Genomic DNA, 16,892 nt, shown 5'->3' on the forward strand with positions numbered 1-16,892 from the left:
GAAACCCTTATAAAATGACAAAATTACTGGGGAAATTCCGCATGTCCGAGGCAGTCGTCGCGCCAGAAGAATATGGCGCCGATTCTATCAAGGTTCTCAAGGGTTTGGATGCCGTTCGCAAGCGTCCTGGCATGTATATCGGCGACACTGATGACGGCTCGGGCCTGCATCACATGGTGTATGAGGTTGTCGATAATGGCATCGACGAGGCACTGGCAGGCCATGCCGACCGTGTGACGGTGACGATCCACGCCGACAGCTCGGTTTCGGTCAGCGACAACGGCCGCGGCATTCCGGTGGCGATCCACGAGGAGGAGGGCGTTTCTGCCGCCGAAGTCATCATGACCCAGCTGCATGCGGGCGGGAAATTCGACAGCAACTCCTACAAGGTGTCGGGCGGTCTGCACGGCGTCGGCGTGTCGGTGGTCAACGCGCTCAGCGATTGGCTGGAGCTGCGCGTCTGGCGTCACGACAAGGAGCATTTGGGGCGTTTCGAGCGGGGCGATACCGTTCGTCATGTTGAGGTTGTCGGCCCCGCAAATGGCCTCAAGGGGACCGAGGTGCGGTTTTTGGCGTCGACCGACACGTTTTCGAACCTGAATTACAGCTTTGAGACGCTGGAAAAGCGTCTGCGCGAGTTGGCGTTCCTGAACTCCGGTGTGCGCATCCTGTTGCGCGACGAGCGCCCCGAAGAGCCTCTGGAATCTGAGTTGCATTACGAAGGCGGCGTCAAGGAATTTGTCAAGTATCTGGACCGGCACAAGGTGGCGATGCTGCCCGATCCGATCTTTATTGTCGGCGAGCGTGACGATATCGGCGTCGAGGTCGCGATGTGGTGGAATGATAGCTATCACGAGACGGTGCTGCCCTTCACCAACAACATCCCGCAGCGCGACGGCGGCGCCCATATGGCGGGTTTTCGCGGGGCGCTGACGCGGACCATCAACAACTATGCGCAGACCAGCGGTATCGCCAAGAAGGAGAAGGTGAACTTCACCGGCGACGACGCGCGCGAGGGGCTGACCTGCGTTCTATCGGTCAAGGTGCCGGATCCGAAATTCTCTAGTCAAACCAAGGACAAGCTGGTCTCGTCCGAGGTGCGCCCGGCGGTTGAGAACCTTGTGTCGGAGAAGCTGGCCGAGTGGTTCGAGGAAAACCCGAACGAGGCCAAGGTCATTACCTCAAAGATCGTCGAGGCCGCGCTGGCCCGCGAGGCGGCGCGCAAGGCGCGTGATTTGACGCGGCGCAAAACAGCGATGGACGTCAACTTTCTGGCAGGCAAGCTGAAGGATTGCTCGGAAAAGGATCCAACCAAGACCGAAGTATTCCTCGTCGAGGGGGACAGCGCCGGGGGCAGTGCGCAGACGGGGCGCGACCGCAGCACGCAGGCCATCCTGCCGCTGAAGGGCAAGATCCTGAACGTCGAGCGCGCGCGCTTCGACCGGATGCTGGGAAGCCAGGAGATCGGCAATCTGGTGATGGCGCTGGGTACCGGCATCGGCCGGGATGAATTCAACATTAACAAATTGCGCTATCATAAGATCGTCATCATGACGGACGCCGATGTCGACGGCGCGCATATTCGGACATTGTTGCTGACGTTCTTTTACCGGCAAATGCCGGAACTTATTGAAAACGGTCATCTTTATATTGCGCAGCCGCCGCTGTATAAAGTGACGCGCGGTAAGTCCGAGGTGTACCTCAAGGACGAGCCGGCGATGGAGGAATACCTCGTCCAGCAGGGTATCGAGGGCGTTACCCTGCGGCAGGGCAACGGCGAGGATATAGCCGGTGGTGATCTGGCGCGCGTGGTCGATATGGCTCGCCAGCTTCGCCGCGTTTTGGAGGCGTTTCCCACCCATTATCCGCGCCACATTCTGGAGCAGGCGGCGATCGCGGGTGCCTTTACCGCCGGCGCGGTCGAGGCGGATCTGCAAGGCGTTGCCGACCGGGTTGCTGAACGTCTGAACCTGATCGCGCTGGAATATGAACGTGGCTGGCAGGGCCGAATCACGCAGGATCACGGCATCCGTCTGGCCCGTATCCTACGCGGTGTCGAAGAGGTCCGCACGCTGGACGGTGCCATCCTGCGCGGTGGTGATGCCAAGCGCACGGGCACGTTCACCAAGGCATTGCAGGATGTCTATGATCTGCCGGCCAAGCTGATGCGCAAGGACCGCGCGCAGATGATCTATGGTCCGCTCGACCTGCTCGACGCAATCCTAACCGAGGGCGCAAAGGGGCTGTCGATTCAACGCTACAAAGGCCTGGGTGAAATGAACCCCGGCCAGCTGTGGGAAACGACGCTGGACCCGGACGCGCGCACGTTGCTGCAAGTGAAGGTAGATGACGTGGCCGAGGCCGACGATTTGTTTACCAAGCTGATGGGCGATGTGGTCGAGCCGCGCCGAGAGTTTATCCAGCAGAACGCACTGAATGTGGAAAATCTGGACTTTTGATTGATATGTAGGATTTCCCAAAGCACTTCGCACACCCCATAATTCTTCGCGAAACGCCCATAAGTCTTCGTTCGAAGGGTTTGGAGTCGCAAGCGGAAATGAGCGATCCAGCCATTGGGAAACTCCGTTTCATGTGATCTCGGAATTCTCTGAACGAGAAACTGGTGAAGTAAAGGTCTCGCGTTGCGGTCTGGCTTCAGATTGCCGCTAACTTATAGCGTTCGCTAACAGTACATTTGGCGCTGCAAATCCTTCTACACCGAACTTAGCTTATAGCTTACTCTGGATTTGACGGTAAAGGTCGGGTGGGGGCAAGCGTGACACAGATTATTGAACTTCCGCGTCAGACAGGCGGAACTGGATTTTATTTACATTTTACAGGCGGATACCGTGCCGCAAACGTCGCTGAAGATGCCTGTTGGATAGAACCGGTTTTTGTAAATGATAAGCCGTGTGCGACAGGTCCGCTGACGCTGGCCCAGCTTCAGATGATGGATAACCAGAACGATTTTCGTGCAATCGCGTTTCACCGATTTGGCTGGATGAATGGTGAATACCATTTAAGTTGGGTACCTATTGTACTAGGAAAAACCAACCACTCCGAGGGTCCGGCTGAGCTTTGGAGTAATATCGCGGGCAACTTTTCCCGTCGTCGCACCAAAAGATTTTTCGAAGCTGCCGAGCGCTCCGCCGAAAAAGAAATCGCGAAGGCCCTGGATGATCAAGAGCCTTTGGAAGCCTTGGCACGGTATTGGACCTGTCGCGCTTTAGTGTCGGCTCAAGTGCTCGTTTAAGCGACCTTTCGTTCGAAAGCGACAGGGCTTTTCCAGCCCAGTGCTGAGTGTCGGCGGCGCGGGTTATAGAACCCGTTGATGTATTCAAAGATTGCCATCTCGGCCTTCCGCCGTGTTTCCCACGGATGTCGCCAGATCAGTTCAGCCCTGATGGATTTAAAGAAGGTCTCGACAGCTGCATTATCATGGCAATTGCCTTTGCCACTCATCGATACCTTGAACCCATGTTGGCGTAGGATTTTCTGGTAGTCGTGTGAACAATACTGACACCCGGTGATGACCGAAGCAGACAAGGCCAAGTTGCAGAAGGCCATGGTCACCAAGGACTGACAGTGCAATTTCACCGGCACCCTGCAAAATGGGGCGCCAATGAACCAAATGGTCCGGTTGGCTGCAAACCGGACCACACGTAACGACCCGAACCTAATCTGAACAAGGAATACACATGAGACGAAGCGCAATACACAACACGTTTGGCTGCGCCCTGATTGGCGCGGCGATGTGCGTGGCCCTACCGGCGTCGGCGCAGGACGAGAAACCCAACGTCGTGTTCATCCTTGTCGACAACGTCGGCTATGGCGACTGGAGCGTTTACGGTGGCACGACGGCAACGCCGCGTATAGACGAGCTGGCTGCTGAGGGTTTGCGTTTCACAAACTACAACGTCGAGGTGCAATGCACGCCATCGCGTTCGGCGATCATGACCGGGCGCCACCCGGTCCGGTCCGGCACTTATTCCGTGCTTCCGCCGCCGGGCGGTCAGGACGGATTGACGCCGTGGGAATACACGATCGGGGAATTGCTGTCGGATTCCGGCTATGCCACGGCGCTGTATGGCAAATGGCATCTGGGCAACGTGCAAGGCCGCTTGCCCAACGATCAGGGCTTTGACGAGTGGTGGGGAATCCCGAACAGCTGGGACCAGTCTGGCTTCACAAGCTATCCGATGTACAACCTTTTGGCGAAAGAAATTCTGGCAGAAGAAAAAAAGACCGAGCTGCTGAACGTCCCGCCGCACGTTCTGGAAGGCAAGAAGGGTGAGCCGTCCAAGCCCGCGATGGATTTGGACATGAATGTGCGTCCGGTCATCGACGCAGATTACCTCATTCCGAAGACTGTCAACTTCATCAAGGAACAGGCCGCGGCCAAGAAACCCTTCTTCGTCTATCTTGGCTATTCAGAGATGCACCCACCGATCCAGTGCAATCCGGCATTCGTGGGCACGTCGCCAGAACGCGGTGGGATGTACTCGGACTGCATCGCCGAGATGGACTATCGTGTCGGGCAGGTGCTGGATGGCATCAAAGAGGCAGGCGTCGAGGACAACACCATCGTTGTTCTCAGCAGTGACAACGCCACCGGCGGTCTCTCTGGCGGCGCAGGTGCGAATGGCGGCTCGAACGGCCCGTTCCGCGGCGATTTCTTCTACACGCCTTTCGAGGGCAGCATGCGCGTTCCCGCCATCGTTCGCTGGCCAGGCAAGTTTGCCAAGGGCCAGGTTACCGACGAAATGCTTGCGGCGGTGGATTGGATGCCAACGCTCGCCTCTCTGGTCAGTGCTTCGAGCCTGGTCCCCACGGACCGGCCCATTGATGGCAAGGACGCCTCGGACTTTATGCTGGGTAAAAGCAAGACCACCGGTCGCGAAGATTACATGTTCTTCGGGACAGATGGCGAGCTGATGTCGGTCAAGTGGCGGAATTACAAGATGATCAAGCGGATGACCGCAGGCCCGGCGTTCGAAGCCATCGATCAGGCCTACATCGAGCCGCAACTGCCGTTGTTCTTCGATCTGTCCAGCGACCCGCATGAAGATTTCAACTTGTGGACCACCACGCTGACCATGGCCTGGCTCTTTGACCCGATGCTCCACGCCATCGGGGCCTACGAGAAGAGCGTGAAAAAGTACCCGAATATTCCTGCGGGGGCGAAGGAATTCAAAGGCTACAGTCAATAAACGGCAGCATCATCTCGCCTTGCGCGCGCAGGGCGGGGTGATCTTTGATAACATCGCCAAGACCAGGTTCGCCTTGGCATCGAGCTGTGCTTTCAGCAGGTCTATCGTATCGATATGGATCCGCACCCGATTCTAATCGTCGGCGGGTTCGACCGTCGTTATCAACCTTCAGGTTCCGGGCGGTCACAGACAGGGATCAGGGCGAGCGACAAAAATGAGTTTATTGGAAGCGCCCGTCTGAAATCCGTCGGGTCCACCTGAAGCACTGCTGCTAAGGAACTATCGATGGAATACGCCCTGCAGGCCATCGCCACCCTGTTCTCGCTCGTGAACCCGATGGTCTGCGCGATGATGTTCACCGGTCTGACGGCCGACCGGACCACACCGCAGCGCATAGGCGATCTGCGCGATCTCGGCTGGCAGGGTGAAGACGACGTGGAAATATTCCACCGGCAGCAAGTCCTCGGCCCGCGCGTCCATCCAGTCGCGCGCGGCTGGCCCCTGACACTTCGGGCAGTGCCGGTTCTTGCAGGAATTGTAAGCGATGTGATGGTGGCCGCACTTGGCGCACCCGGCCACATGCCCGCCGAGCGCTTCGGTCCGGCAGGCCTCGATCGCCGACATCACCTTGAGCTGGGCAAGGCTGACATGCCCCGCATTGGCCCGCCGCCACGCGGGACCATGGGCGCGGAAGATGTCAGCAATCTCCAGCTTTGGCCGGGGCACCCCAGTGCCTTGTCTACTCCAGGCTTCGCTTCACCGTCTGATCCTGCAGCTTGGCCAGCATCTCGTAGGGGCTGACCGTGTCGCGGATCGTCTTGGTGGCCACATGGGTGTATCGCGCAGTGGTCGTCAGCTTGGCGTGGCCGAGCAGCACCTGGATCACCCGCACATCGGTATTGGCCTCCAGCAGGTGGGTGGCAAAGCTATGCCGCAATGTGTGCAGTGTCGCGGGCTTCTTGACGCCTGCCATGTGTTTGGCCGAGGTAAAGGCGCGGTTCAGCTGCCGCGGTGAGATCGGGTTGATCTTGGGCTTGCCCCCTCTCGGCGAATGCATGCATTCGCCTGCCGGGCAGTGGGAAACAGCCAGCCCTCCGGGCGCGCCTCGCGCCACCAGGCGCGCAACAGCTCCAGCAATCCGGGCGAGAGCATCACCTTGCGGTCTTTCTGCCCCTTGCCCTGTTCGACATGGATGAGCATCCGGTCGCTGTCGATGTCGCCGATCTTGAGGCTGCAGACTTCGGCGGCTCTGAGACCTGCGCCATAGGAAATGCTGAGCGCGGCGCGATACTTCAACCCAGGTCCGGGTGCCGCCATCAGGATGTCTGACACCTCCTCGACGCTGAAGACCACAGGCAGCTTCCGCGGCTCGGTCCGGAACTGCATGTAGCGCTTCATCTCCTCGCGCCCGCAGGTCATGCCGAAGAAGAACCGCAGTGCCACGATGCGCGTGTTGAAGGTCGATGGCGTGACCCCTGCGTCCGTCATATGAAGCTGATAGGTGCGCAGGTCCTCCGGCGTCGCGGTATCTGGTGATCGCCCAAGGAACGCCGCGAAATCCTTGATTGCCCGAATATGTGACTTTTGATGTTTGTCACCCATTCCTCGAATGCGCATGTCATCGATCATCCGCTGGCGCAGCGGGCTCATCTTCTCCTCTGTCATGGGAACCTCCTGATTGACGATTGAGAAACCCCAATCGTCAATCAGGTCAGCCAGATCACAAAATGCGCACAGCTATGGGCGGCTCACCCCATCAGCCAAAGGCACCAATGCCGCGGAGCGGCTTCGTCCTCGGTCCGTTAACCTTCAATGTATATCGACGATTGGCTGAAAAGCCGGGGGCCCTTTGCAATAGGAAAATAAAAGCGTCCTTTCACACCTTTCCGAATTTTGGATGCGAAGCCTTCCAAAGTTGCCGCGCGAACATGGTCTCGCTCAAACGGTGTTGGTGATACCACATATTTCCCATCGTCATGGAGATGTGGTGTAACGGTCTCCCCCTTCTGAGGTCCGCGTGAAACTACTGCATAGATCTTCATTTTATTACTGATTTTGATTAACCTCCTGAAGATTAGAATATTGCAATCAGGGAGATACAAGCTGCCACGCGATGCAGAACCAACGACATCATGCGGCTATGGACGATAAATGGAGGGCTGTTTAGGAGGGCTGCACTGCCGCGCAAACTGAACCATCCATGTCGGTGTGCGCCGGTTATGGCCGCTCAGGCGAGGTCGTCTTCGGTGACAGGCTCGATTTTTCCCTCGGACGCCGCAGCGCCCGAATGTCCCGCGCACCAAGCATCGAGATAACGACGCACGGACATGAAGCTATCTAGGCCACCGTCGAGCATACACGTCATCGGCGAGGCGCCCGCGAAGAGGGTGCTCTTGTGGGGTCCTTTCAGCCAGACCATCGCCTGATCCTGGTCCTCGAAAAGGGATGTGCAGGGCCTTGTAGATACCAAGGATGGTAGAGACCCGTAGGAGCGTATCGGGTGGCAGCGTAAGGGGTCAATATCACGCGCTTTCGGCATCCACTGATGATATGTTGATCGCGGCGGGTCGCCGAGCAGGGTTTTGCGCTCGGCTTCGCTCAGGCCGAACTGATCAGCGATGTTGCCGAATGCGCGCAGTCCCGGACCGCTCACGCGCGCACGATCCTCTCGTAAAAGCGTACGGGGTTCTAGATCGTCGGATCCTTCGGGTGAGGGTGAAAAGCCAGCTATCTGCATCTCGACCTCCAATCATTTGCAGTATCTCAACGTGGGATCGGCAACTCAAGCTGTGTGGCTACCTGCTTACGTGTAAGTTCACTGGTCAGCGCGATGCGAACCGCATCCTTGCGGAACTCGTCCGTTTTTACGTGTCTCATTCTTTGTCTCCTTTGGTGCAGAAAATGCTATCAAAGGAGCGGCATCAAACCGCGACTGGTCCAAACTGGTATGTTGGTGAGACCTATATCCTTCCGGGAGGGAAGCGGCGCTATCTACTGGCCAACAGGCGATTGCGAAGCAATCTGCCGAGAGGCTATGGCGTGCGGGGATCAGAAAGGTCAGTTCATCGACTTCAGGCCATCCATCAGGCGTGACGCCAAAGCGGCCAGGGCCCTTCTGAAAAAGGCCATTGAGCGCGTCCGCCTTTACCGGCCGGTCGCCATCTGCACGGACATGGCGCCGAGCTATCGCAAGGTCATTCAGGATCTGAACCACGGCTACGATCCGCATTTCTACAGTATCACGCACATTGATCGCAAATGGCGGAACAACAGGATCAAGAGCGATCACGCCGCTCTGACGCGGGTGCTCGGAGCGCGCCAGTCCTTGGACTCTCTGCGCTCGGCGAAAGCGACGCTCATGGCGATCGAAACGATCCGCACGATCAAGAACGGCCACATTCAAATCGATCTGCCCGACGTCGAAGCGAGATCGGTTTTGCCCGGAAACTCCTCGCTGCGGCAGCCTGATGGAAGTCTCAAGAAACCAACCTCGACCAGGCCTCAACAACGCAACGGTCCCATCTATGCTTGTGATTTCCGAAACATGCGGTGCGGCGCTCCGTCGACGTGCCTTCGAACATCGGGGAGCGGGTTTGCAAGGCCAAGCGAAGTGGGCGCGAACGCAAGGCGGCGATTGGCAAAGGTTGTGGTATGAGATTACTTCACGGTTACGTCACTGGAGCCGAGTCGCGCCTTGAAAAACGCATATTCACCTCTGCTCAGATCCTATCACTCGTGGATCGCCAATGAATCGCTTGAGGATTACTCGTTGCGATACGCGGCCCGATCATTTCGAAAATGGTCCCCTTTCGTCATCGCAAACACCGCCATTGGTGGGATTTCGTTTCTCGCACTCGAAGCCATCGGTGGCGTGATCACGTTGAGCTACGGCTTTGCCAACGCGTTTCCGGCCATTCTGGTGGCCATGGTGTTCATTTTTGTCACCGGCTTTCCGATTGCCTACTATTCCAGCCGCTACAACATTGATATGGATTTGCTGACCCGCGGCGCGGGTTTCGGCTATATCGGCTCGACCATCACGTCACTAATCTACGCCACTTTCACCTTTATCTTCTTTGCGCTCGAGGGTGCGATCATGGCGCAGGCCCTGCTGCTGCTGGCCGATATTCCGCTTGTGCTCGGTTACCTGATCTCGTCCATCGTCATCATCCCGATTACCTTCATGGGCGTGACGATGATCAACCGGGTGCAACTGATCAGTCAGCCGATCTGGGTCGCAATGCAGTTGCTGCCATTCGTCTATATCCTCATCAAGGATCCCGGAACGATCCAGAAATGGGGCGCTTTCATGGGAACGCAGGAGGGTGGCGATCAGTTTAACATCCTGTCGTTCGGCAGCGCCCTGGGCATCCTGTTCGCCCTGTCGATCCAGATCGGGGAACAGGTGGATTATCTTCGATTTCTACCGGACAAGAGCGACACGAACCGGGCCAGATGGTGGGCGGCGGTGATCCTCGCGGGGCCAGGCTGGATTCTTGTCGGTGGGCTGAAGATCCTGTTCGGGAGTTTCCTTGCGGTTCTGGTCGTTTCGGCGGGCCTGCCCAACGCGGTGGCGCTGGAACCCGTTCATATGTACATCAAAGCCTATGAATACGTCAGCGCCGATCCGGCGGTGGTGCTGGCGGCGGCAACCGTCTTTGTCATCATCTCGCAGGTCAAGATCAACGTCACCAACGCCTATGCCGGCTCGCTGGCCTGGTCGAATTTCTTCTCCCGCGTGACGCTGTACCATCCTGGTCGGGTGGTCTGGCTGCTGTTCAACATCATGATCTCGCTTTTGCTGATGATGCTGGGGGTGTTTGACACGCTCGAAGTCGTGCTGGCGATCTATTCCGTCATCGCGGCGGCTTGGGTGGGGGCGATTTTCGCGGATCTGGCGATCCTCAAGCCGCTGGGGGTCAGTCCTTCCTTTACCGAGTTCAAACGCGCTTACCTGCCGGATTTCAATCCGGTTGGTTGCGGCGCGATGGGGCTGGCCTCGCTGGTGGCCTTTGCGGCTTTCATGGGCTACTTGGGCACGCTTGCACAGGTCTATGCCGCGCCGCTTGCCTTTGTTCTGGCGCTGGTGACGGCGGTGGCGATCGGGATGGCAACACGTGGCCGATATTATATTGCGCGCGCGCCTTTCAGCTTTTCCGGGGGCGAACAGGAGACCATCCGCTGCGAACTGTGCGGCTTTGAATACGAACGCCCCGACATGGCGCATTGCCCGTTCTATCAGCGCCCGATCTGTTCGCTGTGTTGCAGCCTGGAATCGCATTGCCATGACATGTGCAAGGCGCCGCCGGTCGAGGATGAGGAGGGGGATGAGGCCGATGCAGTGCATTGGCTGGGCGGACTGCGGCGCAAGATCGCTTCCGGTACGATCAATCGCGTGGTCAAGGCGGGCGGGGTGTTCCTGGCCTTGACGGTTGTGGTCGCCGCAGCAATCCTGATCACCTATCGGTTGATCGAGCCGGACCCCGAGGCCCCCCATCTGGGCAGCAGTATCGTGCTGATCGGCGTGTTCCTTGCGTTGCTGCCCTTGCTGGCCGTGGGGACGTGGTGGATCGTGCTGTCGCATGAAAGTCGCGAGCTGGCGGAACGCGACCTGTTGACCTCGCTTGAACAGTTGGCGCAAACGCAACAGGAACTAGCGGTAAACGAGAGACTGGCAGCGATTGGCGAAGTAACAGCGACAGTCAGCCACGAATTGCGCAACCCGTTGGGCACACTTGTGAACTCGGCGGATGTATTGCGCCGCTCGGTGGCCACTGACGATCCCGAAACCCTGGGGGAACTGGATCGGTTACAGCGCAACGCCTGGCGCTGCGTCAAGATCATCGACGACCTGCTGGACTTTTCACGCAGCCATTCGTTTTGTCCGGTCCCGATAGAGCTGGACGGCTGGGTCACGCGCGCATTGGCGGATATCGGACCTGAGCTGCGTACGCCGACCGTCCGTGATCTGGGGTCGCACGCAAAAGTGCTTGCCGACAGCGAAAGGCTGCGGCAGGCTTTTGTAAACGTCTTGATCAATGCGGATCAGGCCTGCGATGTGCATGATGGCGAGGGCCGGATCGTAGTGTCGACCTCAAGCGACGCCGACGGTGTTGTTCTAGAGGTGACCGATAACGGTGTGGGTATGAACGCCGACATCCAAAAGCGGATATTCGAGCCACTTTACAGCACCAAGGCCTTCGGGGTCGGTTTGGGAATGCCGCTGGTCAAACGTATCGTCGAGCAATTGGGCGGTCAGGTCAGAGTGGTCAGTCAAGCAGGAGGCGGAACGACGGTGCAATTTCAACTTCCGTTGGCCACAGGATTGTCATCATGACCGAAAAGCCGCGCCGCACCATCCTGATCGTCGATGACGACATAGATTTCTCGGAAAGCCTTTGCCGGTTGTTGACGCTGGAAAACTATGACGCGCTGCACGCCGACGGGATCGACAGCGCCATGCAGTCCGTCAGGGGGCAGGACGTGGCGGTGGCGCTTGTCGATATCCGACTTGGCGCCGGAAACGGCGGCCTGGATGTGGTTCGCAAGCTGCGTCAGATCAACCCGGACCTTATCTGCCTGATGATCACAGCCTATGTTTCAGTGGAAACTGTGATCCACGCTTTGCAGGCGGGGGCCTACGACTATCTGTCCAAGCCGTTCCACAGTGAGGATCTGTTGTCGACGCTCGACCGGTGTTTCGAACGGATCCAGTTACTGAACGAACAGAAACTCAACGCCGTCCGGTTGCAGCAAAAACAGCACATGGAGGCAATCGGACAACTGGCTTGCGGTATCGCCCATGATTTCAACAACATTCTGGCGGTACTGCTGAGCAATCTACGGCTGCTCGAAGAGCGGATCGGCGAAGGCCATCCCGAGTATCGCGAACTGGTCTCCGAAGCGATTGATGCGACCCTCACGGGCAAGGATCTGACAACGCGGATGCTGAACTTTGGAACCCATCCGGGCGAAAATCCATCCGTGGTCAACTTGGCCGAAATATTGCCTGATTACATCGTGATATTGCAACGGACCTTTGGCGACAAATGGTCGGTGCGGCTGGACTTGCCGGACCGGCTGGATCGCGTTGAGGTGTTGCGCGGGCAATTGGAAACAAGCCTGTTGAATCTCGCGCTGAACGCGCGCGATGCGATGCCCGACGGAGGGACGCTGTGCATCAAGGCCCGAAACCTGCGGATCGGGCCGATGCGGGCAGCGGAACAGGCGCGCAAAGTGTCCGGGGATTTTGTCGAACTGACGATCACGGATACCGGCGGCGGCATGTCCGACAGGGTGCGGGCGCGGGCGCTGGAGCCGCTGTTTACCACCAAGAAACGCGGTGACGGAAACGGTCTGGGGCTGGCGATGGTGGACAATTTCGTGCGCGCCCATGGCGGCTGGATCGAGATCGAAAGTGCGCCGGGGCAGGGTGCATCCGTAACGCTTTTCCTGCCAAGCGCAACTCAGACCCGGTCAGGGGGCGCAAACATGTAACCGACGCCGCGCACGGTCTTGATGAATTGTCCGTCACTGGCGTCATCATGCAGCTTGCGCCGGATCTTGCCGATCAGCACGTCGACGCTGCGATCATAGGGGGACCAGGCACGATTGGCGACGATATCCAGGATCTGTTCGCGCGTCAGGATCCGACCACGGCGCTGAACCAGCGTTCGCAGGACCTCGAATTCACGACCAGTCAGCCGGGTCCGTTCCCCTGCCGCCGACAGCAGGGCATGGTGTTCCAGATCCAGTTTCCAGCCGGCAAAGCTGAGCGCCGTTTCAGGCCGATCCGGATCAGGCGCGGGTTCGACCCGCTTCGAATAACGCCGCATCACCGACCGCATGCGGGCCAGCAACTCGCGCGGCTCGAACGGTTTCGTGACATAATCGTCGGCCCCCAGTTCCAGGCAGACGACCTTGTCGATGGTCGAATTCTTGCCCGACAGGATAATCAGAGGATAATCATATTGCGCCCGCAGACGCCGGGCGAGGGTCATTCCGTCCTCGCCCTGTGGAAACCCCAGATCCAGCAGGATCAGGTTGAACGCGTCATCGGCCAGCGCCAGCCGCATCTTGTGCCCCTCGTGAACGGTTTGCACGGCAAAGCCTTCGCCGCCCAGAAACCGCTCGAGGAAGGTACAGATACCCCTGTCGTCATCAACGACGAGAACCTTGTTTGCAATGTGCTCTCCAGCCATGGATCAACACTAATCCGTTTCATTTGGCGACGTCGACTGTGAAGGTAGCGCAGGGAAGGCACGCGAAGCAGGATATTGTCGCGCTGACGGGCCAAGCCATTGAGAAGCTAATTCTATTATGGCGGGTGTGGTCGCCGACAGGCCCGGTGCAGGCGGATCCGGTTACAAAAAATTACAAAAGTGCCAGCTCTGGCGCACACTGCGATTACAAAGCTTCGATACCAATCTTCCTGCCCATGCGACGCTGCGCGATTCGCATCGGATCAGCAAAACGGGGTGCGATTTCGGCACGCCGCTGCACCCAGGGAGGAAACACAATGCCAAGAACCGTATTTGAAGTTGATCTCAACAAGGCGCCGGAAGATCACGACGTCAAGACCCACAACCGCTGGCACCCCGATATCCCATTTGTAGAAATGTTGAAACCCAACGAAACGGTCAGGGTGGAATGTCACGACTGGACCGGCGGACAGATCGGCAACAACGACAGTGCCAACGACATACGCGATGTGGACCTGACCCGCGTTCACTATCTCAGCGGTCCGTTCGGCGTCGAGGGCGCAGAGCCGGGCGACCTGCTGGTGGTCAATATTCTGGATCTGGGCGCGAAAGCGGATTCCGAATGGGGCTTCAACGGCCTGTTCGCCAAGGAGAACGGGGGTGGTTTCCTGACCGAGCATTACCCAAATGCCAGCAAATCATGCTGGGATTTCCAGGGTATCTACACGACATCGCGCCATATCCCCGGCGTGCGTTATCCCGGCATCATCCATCCCGGCCTGATCGGCTGCCTGCCCGACCGCAAGTTGCTGGACGAGGCCAACCGCCGCGAGGGCGAACTGGTGGCGACCGATCCCGACCGGGTGCCGCCACTTGCCGCGATGCCGTATTCGGACACGGCCCTGATGGGGCAGATGACAGGCGACGCCGCAAGCACCGCCGCCGCCGAAGCCTGGCGGACAGTGCCGCCACGCGAACATGGCGGCAATTGCGACATCAAGAACCTGTCGCGCGGCTCGAAGGTCTATTTCCCCGTCTATGTGAAGGGCGCGGGGCTTTCGATGGGCGATATCCACTTTTCGCAGGGCGATGGTGAGATCACGTTCTGCGGTGCCATCGAGATGGCCGGCTGGATCGACATCAGCGTCGATGTGATCAAGGGCGGCATGGCAAAATACAACGTCATAAACCCGATCTTCAAGCCCAGCCCGATCGACCCGCATTTTGACGACTACCTGATCTTCGAAGGCATCTCGGTCGACGAGCACACCGGCGAGCAGTATTATCTGGATGCTCATGTCGCCTATCGCCGGGCCTGTCTGAACGCGATCGAGTATCTGAAGAAATTCGGTTATTCAGGCGAACAAGCCTACATGATCCTGGGCACCGCCCCGGTCGAAGGGCGAATAGCGGGCATCGTCGACATCCCCAACGTTTGCGCCACCTTGGCGATACCGACGGCGATCTTCGATTTCGATATCAACCCTAACGCGTCCGGACCGACCAAACAGGTCACCGGCGCGGATGTCGCCAAGACCAGCTAAGGTCTTCTGGCGATTGCGAGACCAAAATTGTGCGACCGGGGCCGATACCCGGTCGCCCGGCCAAAAGGGGAGGCACTGAGGTAGAATGCTAGGATTTTTATTGCTGTATGTCGGCGTGGTCCTGTTCCTGAACGGTCTTTGGCTGTCGGGCAAGATCGAGGATCGCGAGATTGTCGTCATCAATGTCGTCTCCGGAACCGTGGCCATGCTGGTCGCATTTTTTTCGGTTTTCGGCGCCGGGGCCGATGCGGAGTCGACCCGTGCCGGATCGCTGACGCTGTTGTTCGCGACCACGTACTTCTGGGTGGCCTATAACCGGCTGGTGGCCGTGGACGGGCGCGGATTGGGCTGGTTCAGCCTGTTCGTTGCCATCACCGTGACGCCCGTCGCACTAAGGACGCTGGCCACGGCGCAGACCACGCTGGACTATTGGATGGGGATCAACTGGGCGATCTGGGCCGTGGTGTGGTTCATGTATTTCCTGCTGCTGGCCCTGCAACGTCCGATCCTGAAGGCGACGGCGTCAGCGACCCTGTTCGCGGGCATCGTGACCGGCTGGGTGCCTGGGTTCCTAATACTCGAAGGACTTTTGTAAAATGGACCGCTCCGGTGCCGGATGTCGGAACAGAGCAAATCAACAAGGGGAGAAGGCAAGATGCCGATTTACACTTACGCATGTGACGATTGCGGAACGTTCGATACATGGAACACCATTGTCGATGCAGCCAGTGCAATCAGTTGTCCCAACTGCACTAAATCGAGCCCGCGCCAAGTGGCCTTGCCCGGGCTCAACCTGATGAACTCGAAACTGCGCGGATACATGTCGCGCTCGGAAAAAAGCGGTAGCGAACCGCGGGTGGTGAACAAGAAACATCTGGCAGGCTGCGGCTGCCCGCTGTGCAAAATCGGAAAACCAAAGGAGCGGCCAACGCGATACAAGTGGATGATCGGTCACTGACCCACGAAGCGTTTCTCAAGGTTGAAAGGCCTGCCGAAACGGGCTGTGCTCATGTGGTCTTGTCGCAGTTTAGGTCCGGTCTCTTTCGAGCGATGTTTACAATGGAGGAGACAAGAAATTGCAGCAAGATACACCGAGGAATTTAGACGTGATGCGGTTCGCATAGCAACGACCAGTGGGTTGACGCGCCCTCAGATTACATCAGATTTGGGGGTTGGCGTTTCTATCCTGAACAAGTGGGTCAGCACCATCAGAATGATGATCTGATGTTGGGACCGCATGAGGGTGTTGAAAAGGAAAACTCTCGCCTTCGCAAAGAAAACCGATTACTCCGCGAGGAGGGAGAGGGAAGTGTTAAAGAACGTGACGATCTTATTCGCAAATCAAAATGCGTGAGGTTTGCCTTTATCAATAACCTGGGAGACGATCTGGGCCATTAAGTTTCTATGCGGTGTTTTGGGGGGTAACTTCCCGTGGGTTTCCTGCCGTGTCATCGACCGGGCTGTCAGTGACCGCATGAAAAGCGATTTGGCAATCAGTGCGCTGGATATGGCTGTGGCCTTTCGCCAGCCACCCAAAGGCTGCATTCACCACACGGATCGCGGGTCTCAATACCGTTCTTGAGATTATCAGAAACGGCTGGAGAAACATGGCTTTCTGGTATCAATGATCGGTAAAGGCAATTGCCATGACCATTCTATGGTCGAAATCTTTTTCAAAGCCCTGAAGGATGAGCCTCTCTGGCGTCAGAAACGGGAAACACGCAGACAATGAGAAGGAACTATATTTCAATACATCAATGGGTTATATAATCAACGGGAGGCGACAAAAGCCCCTTGGCTTTCGAACGAAAGGCCACCTAAATGAGTCGAGAGACCGGAACGTAAGCGTGACAAGACCAGCCATCGCATCATCCAGACTGTCGCGGGCTATGCCAAGGATTCCGCAAGGATAGGGGCGCTCTGCGCGCGGCTCAATA

The 16,892-nt window shown here is 57.8% G+C and carries 12 protein-coding genes and 4 pseudogenes; 11 read left to right on the forward strand and 5 right to left on the reverse strand.

The genetic code is table 11. The annotated features are described in order from the left end of the window. The first annotated feature begins 41 nt into the window (after positions 1–41). The gene (gene gyrB / locus FGD77_RS09255) at positions 42–2,459 is read left to right on the forward strand and encodes a DNA topoisomerase (ATP-hydrolyzing) subunit B (protein ID WP_255008817.1); all 2,418 of its coding nucleotides are present in this window, start codon (positions 42–44) and stop codon (positions 2,457–2,459) included. 317 nt (positions 2,460–2,776) lie between these two features. Beyond that, positions 2,777–3,253 (forward strand): hypothetical protein, encoded by a 477-nt coding sequence (locus FGD77_RS09260; RefSeq protein ID WP_255008820.1) that lies wholly within the window; start codon positions 2,777–2,779, stop codon positions 3,251–3,253. Here the strand turns inward: FGD77_RS09260 and FGD77_RS09265 are convergent. Next, positions 3,250–3,519 (reverse strand): annotated as a pseudogene (locus FGD77_RS09265) (integrase core domain-containing protein); the annotation flags it as partial. The gene FGD77_RS09260 and the pseudogene FGD77_RS09265 overlap by 4 nt on opposite strands. A 179-nt stretch (positions 3,520–3,698) precedes the next feature. On the opposite strand from FGD77_RS09265, the gene FGD77_RS09270 reads away from it, so the two are divergent. Then, on the forward strand, positions 3,699–5,210 hold the full coding sequence (locus FGD77_RS09270) for an arylsulfatase (protein ID WP_255008822.1): 1,512 nt from the start codon (positions 3,699–3,701) through the stop codon (positions 5,208–5,210). 393 nt (positions 5,211–5,603) lie between these two features. On the opposite strand, the pseudogene FGD77_RS09275 reads toward FGD77_RS09270, so the two are convergent. From FGD77_RS09275 to FGD77_RS09285, 3 genes and pseudogenes are all read right to left on the reverse strand, one after another. Beyond that, positions 5,604–5,936: pseudogene (locus tag FGD77_RS09275) on the reverse strand (transposase zinc-binding domain-containing protein); the annotation flags it as partial. 13 nt (positions 5,937–5,949) lie between these two features. Then, positions 5,950–6,875: pseudogene (locus FGD77_RS09280) on the reverse strand (tyrosine-type recombinase/integrase). Between the two features lie 562 nt (positions 6,876–7,437). Continuing rightward, positions 7,438–7,863, reverse strand: a complete 426-nt coding sequence (locus FGD77_RS09285) for an MbcA/ParS/Xre antitoxin family protein (protein WP_255008824.1) — start codon at positions 7,861–7,863, stop codon at positions 7,438–7,440. A gap of 381 nt (positions 7,864–8,244) precedes the next feature. Between FGD77_RS09285 and FGD77_RS09290 the strand changes: the two genes are divergently transcribed. Genes FGD77_RS09290 through FGD77_RS09300 form a run of 3 tightly spaced genes read left to right on the forward strand, consistent with a single transcriptional unit; the run spans position 8,245 to position 12,707 of the window. After that, the gene (locus FGD77_RS09290; RefSeq protein WP_255008826.1) at positions 8,245–8,865 is read left to right on the forward strand and encodes a transposase; all 621 of its coding nucleotides are present in this window, start codon (positions 8,245–8,247) and stop codon (positions 8,863–8,865) included. 39 nt (positions 8,866–8,904) lie between these two features. Continuing rightward, a complete protein-coding gene (locus FGD77_RS09295; protein ID WP_255008828.1) occupies positions 8,905–11,547 on the forward strand; it encodes an ATP-binding protein in 2,643 nt (880 codons plus the stop codon). Beyond that, on the forward strand, positions 11,544–12,707 hold the full coding sequence (locus FGD77_RS09300; protein ID WP_255008829.1) for a sensor histidine kinase: 1,164 nt from the start codon (positions 11,544–11,546) through the stop codon (positions 12,705–12,707). The genes FGD77_RS09295 and FGD77_RS09300 overlap by 4 nt, the downstream gene beginning before the upstream one ends. Here FGD77_RS09300 and FGD77_RS09305 read toward each other — a convergent pair. Beyond that, entirely contained in the window at positions 12,677–13,411 is a 735-nt protein-coding gene (locus FGD77_RS09305) for a winged helix-turn-helix domain-containing protein (RefSeq protein ID WP_255008831.1), read from the reverse strand. The genes FGD77_RS09300 and FGD77_RS09305 overlap by 31 nt on opposite strands. 118 nt (positions 13,412–13,529) lie before the next feature. Between FGD77_RS09305 and FGD77_RS09310 the strand changes: the two genes are divergently transcribed. The 5 genes and pseudogenes from FGD77_RS09310 to FGD77_RS09330 form a co-directional block, all read left to right on the forward strand. After that, positions 13,530–13,748, forward strand: a complete 219-nt coding sequence (locus FGD77_RS09310; RefSeq protein WP_255008833.1) for a hypothetical protein — start codon at positions 13,530–13,532, stop codon at positions 13,746–13,748. Further along, a complete protein-coding gene (fmdA, locus tag FGD77_RS09315) occupies positions 13,729–14,955 on the forward strand; it encodes a formamidase (protein WP_255008835.1) in 1,227 nt (408 codons plus the stop codon). Before FGD77_RS09310 ends, fmdA begins: the two co-directional genes overlap by 20 nt. An 85-nt stretch (positions 14,956–15,040) precedes the next feature. Then, the gene (locus FGD77_RS09320; RefSeq protein ID WP_255008837.1) at positions 15,041–15,550 is read left to right on the forward strand and encodes an AmiS/UreI family transporter; all 510 of its coding nucleotides are present in this window, start codon (positions 15,041–15,043) and stop codon (positions 15,548–15,550) included. Between the two features lie 60 nt (positions 15,551–15,610). Then, positions 15,611–15,913 carry an FmdB family zinc ribbon protein gene (locus tag FGD77_RS09325; protein ID WP_255008839.1) on the forward strand — a complete coding sequence of 101 codons (303 nt, stop codon included), beginning with the start codon at positions 15,611–15,613 and terminating at the stop codon, positions 15,911–15,913. Positions 15,914–16,393: 480 nt separating this feature from the next. Beyond that, positions 16,394–16,776, forward strand: a pseudogene (locus FGD77_RS09330) (DDE-type integrase/transposase/recombinase); the annotation flags it as partial. Positions 16,777–16,892 lie beyond the last annotated feature (116 nt).

This window comes from Roseovarius sp. M141, from assembly GCF_024355225.1.
Taxonomy (GTDB): domain Bacteria; phylum Pseudomonadota; class Alphaproteobacteria; order Rhodobacterales; family Rhodobacteraceae; genus Roseovarius.

Coding starts and splice junctions, on each gene's coding strand:
- gyrB (WP_255008817.1), top strand. CDS start 42: ATGTCCGAGGCAGTCGTCGCGCCAGAAGAATATGGCGCCGATTCTATC.
- FGD77_RS09270 (WP_255008822.1), top strand. CDS start 3,699: ATGAGACGAAGCGCAATACACAACACGTTTGGCTGCGCCCTGATTGGC.
- FGD77_RS09290 (WP_255008826.1), top strand. CDS start 8,245: ATGGCGTGCGGGGATCAGAAAGGTCAGTTCATCGACTTCAGGCCATCC.
- FGD77_RS09300 (WP_255008829.1), top strand. CDS start 11,544: ATGACCGAAAAGCCGCGCCGCACCATCCTGATCGTCGATGACGACATA.
- FGD77_RS09305 (WP_255008831.1), bottom strand. CDS start 13,411: ATGGCTGGAGAGCACATTGCAAACAAGGTTCTCGTCGTTGATGACGAC.
- FGD77_RS09310 (WP_255008833.1), top strand. CDS start 13,530: ATGGCGGGTGTGGTCGCCGACAGGCCCGGTGCAGGCGGATCCGGTTAC.
- fmdA (WP_255008835.1), top strand. CDS start 13,729: ATGCCAAGAACCGTATTTGAAGTTGATCTCAACAAGGCGCCGGAAGAT.
- FGD77_RS09320 (WP_255008837.1), top strand. CDS start 15,041: ATGCTAGGATTTTTATTGCTGTATGTCGGCGTGGTCCTGTTCCTGAAC.
- FGD77_RS09325 (WP_255008839.1), top strand. CDS start 15,611: ATGCCGATTTACACTTACGCATGTGACGATTGCGGAACGTTCGATACA.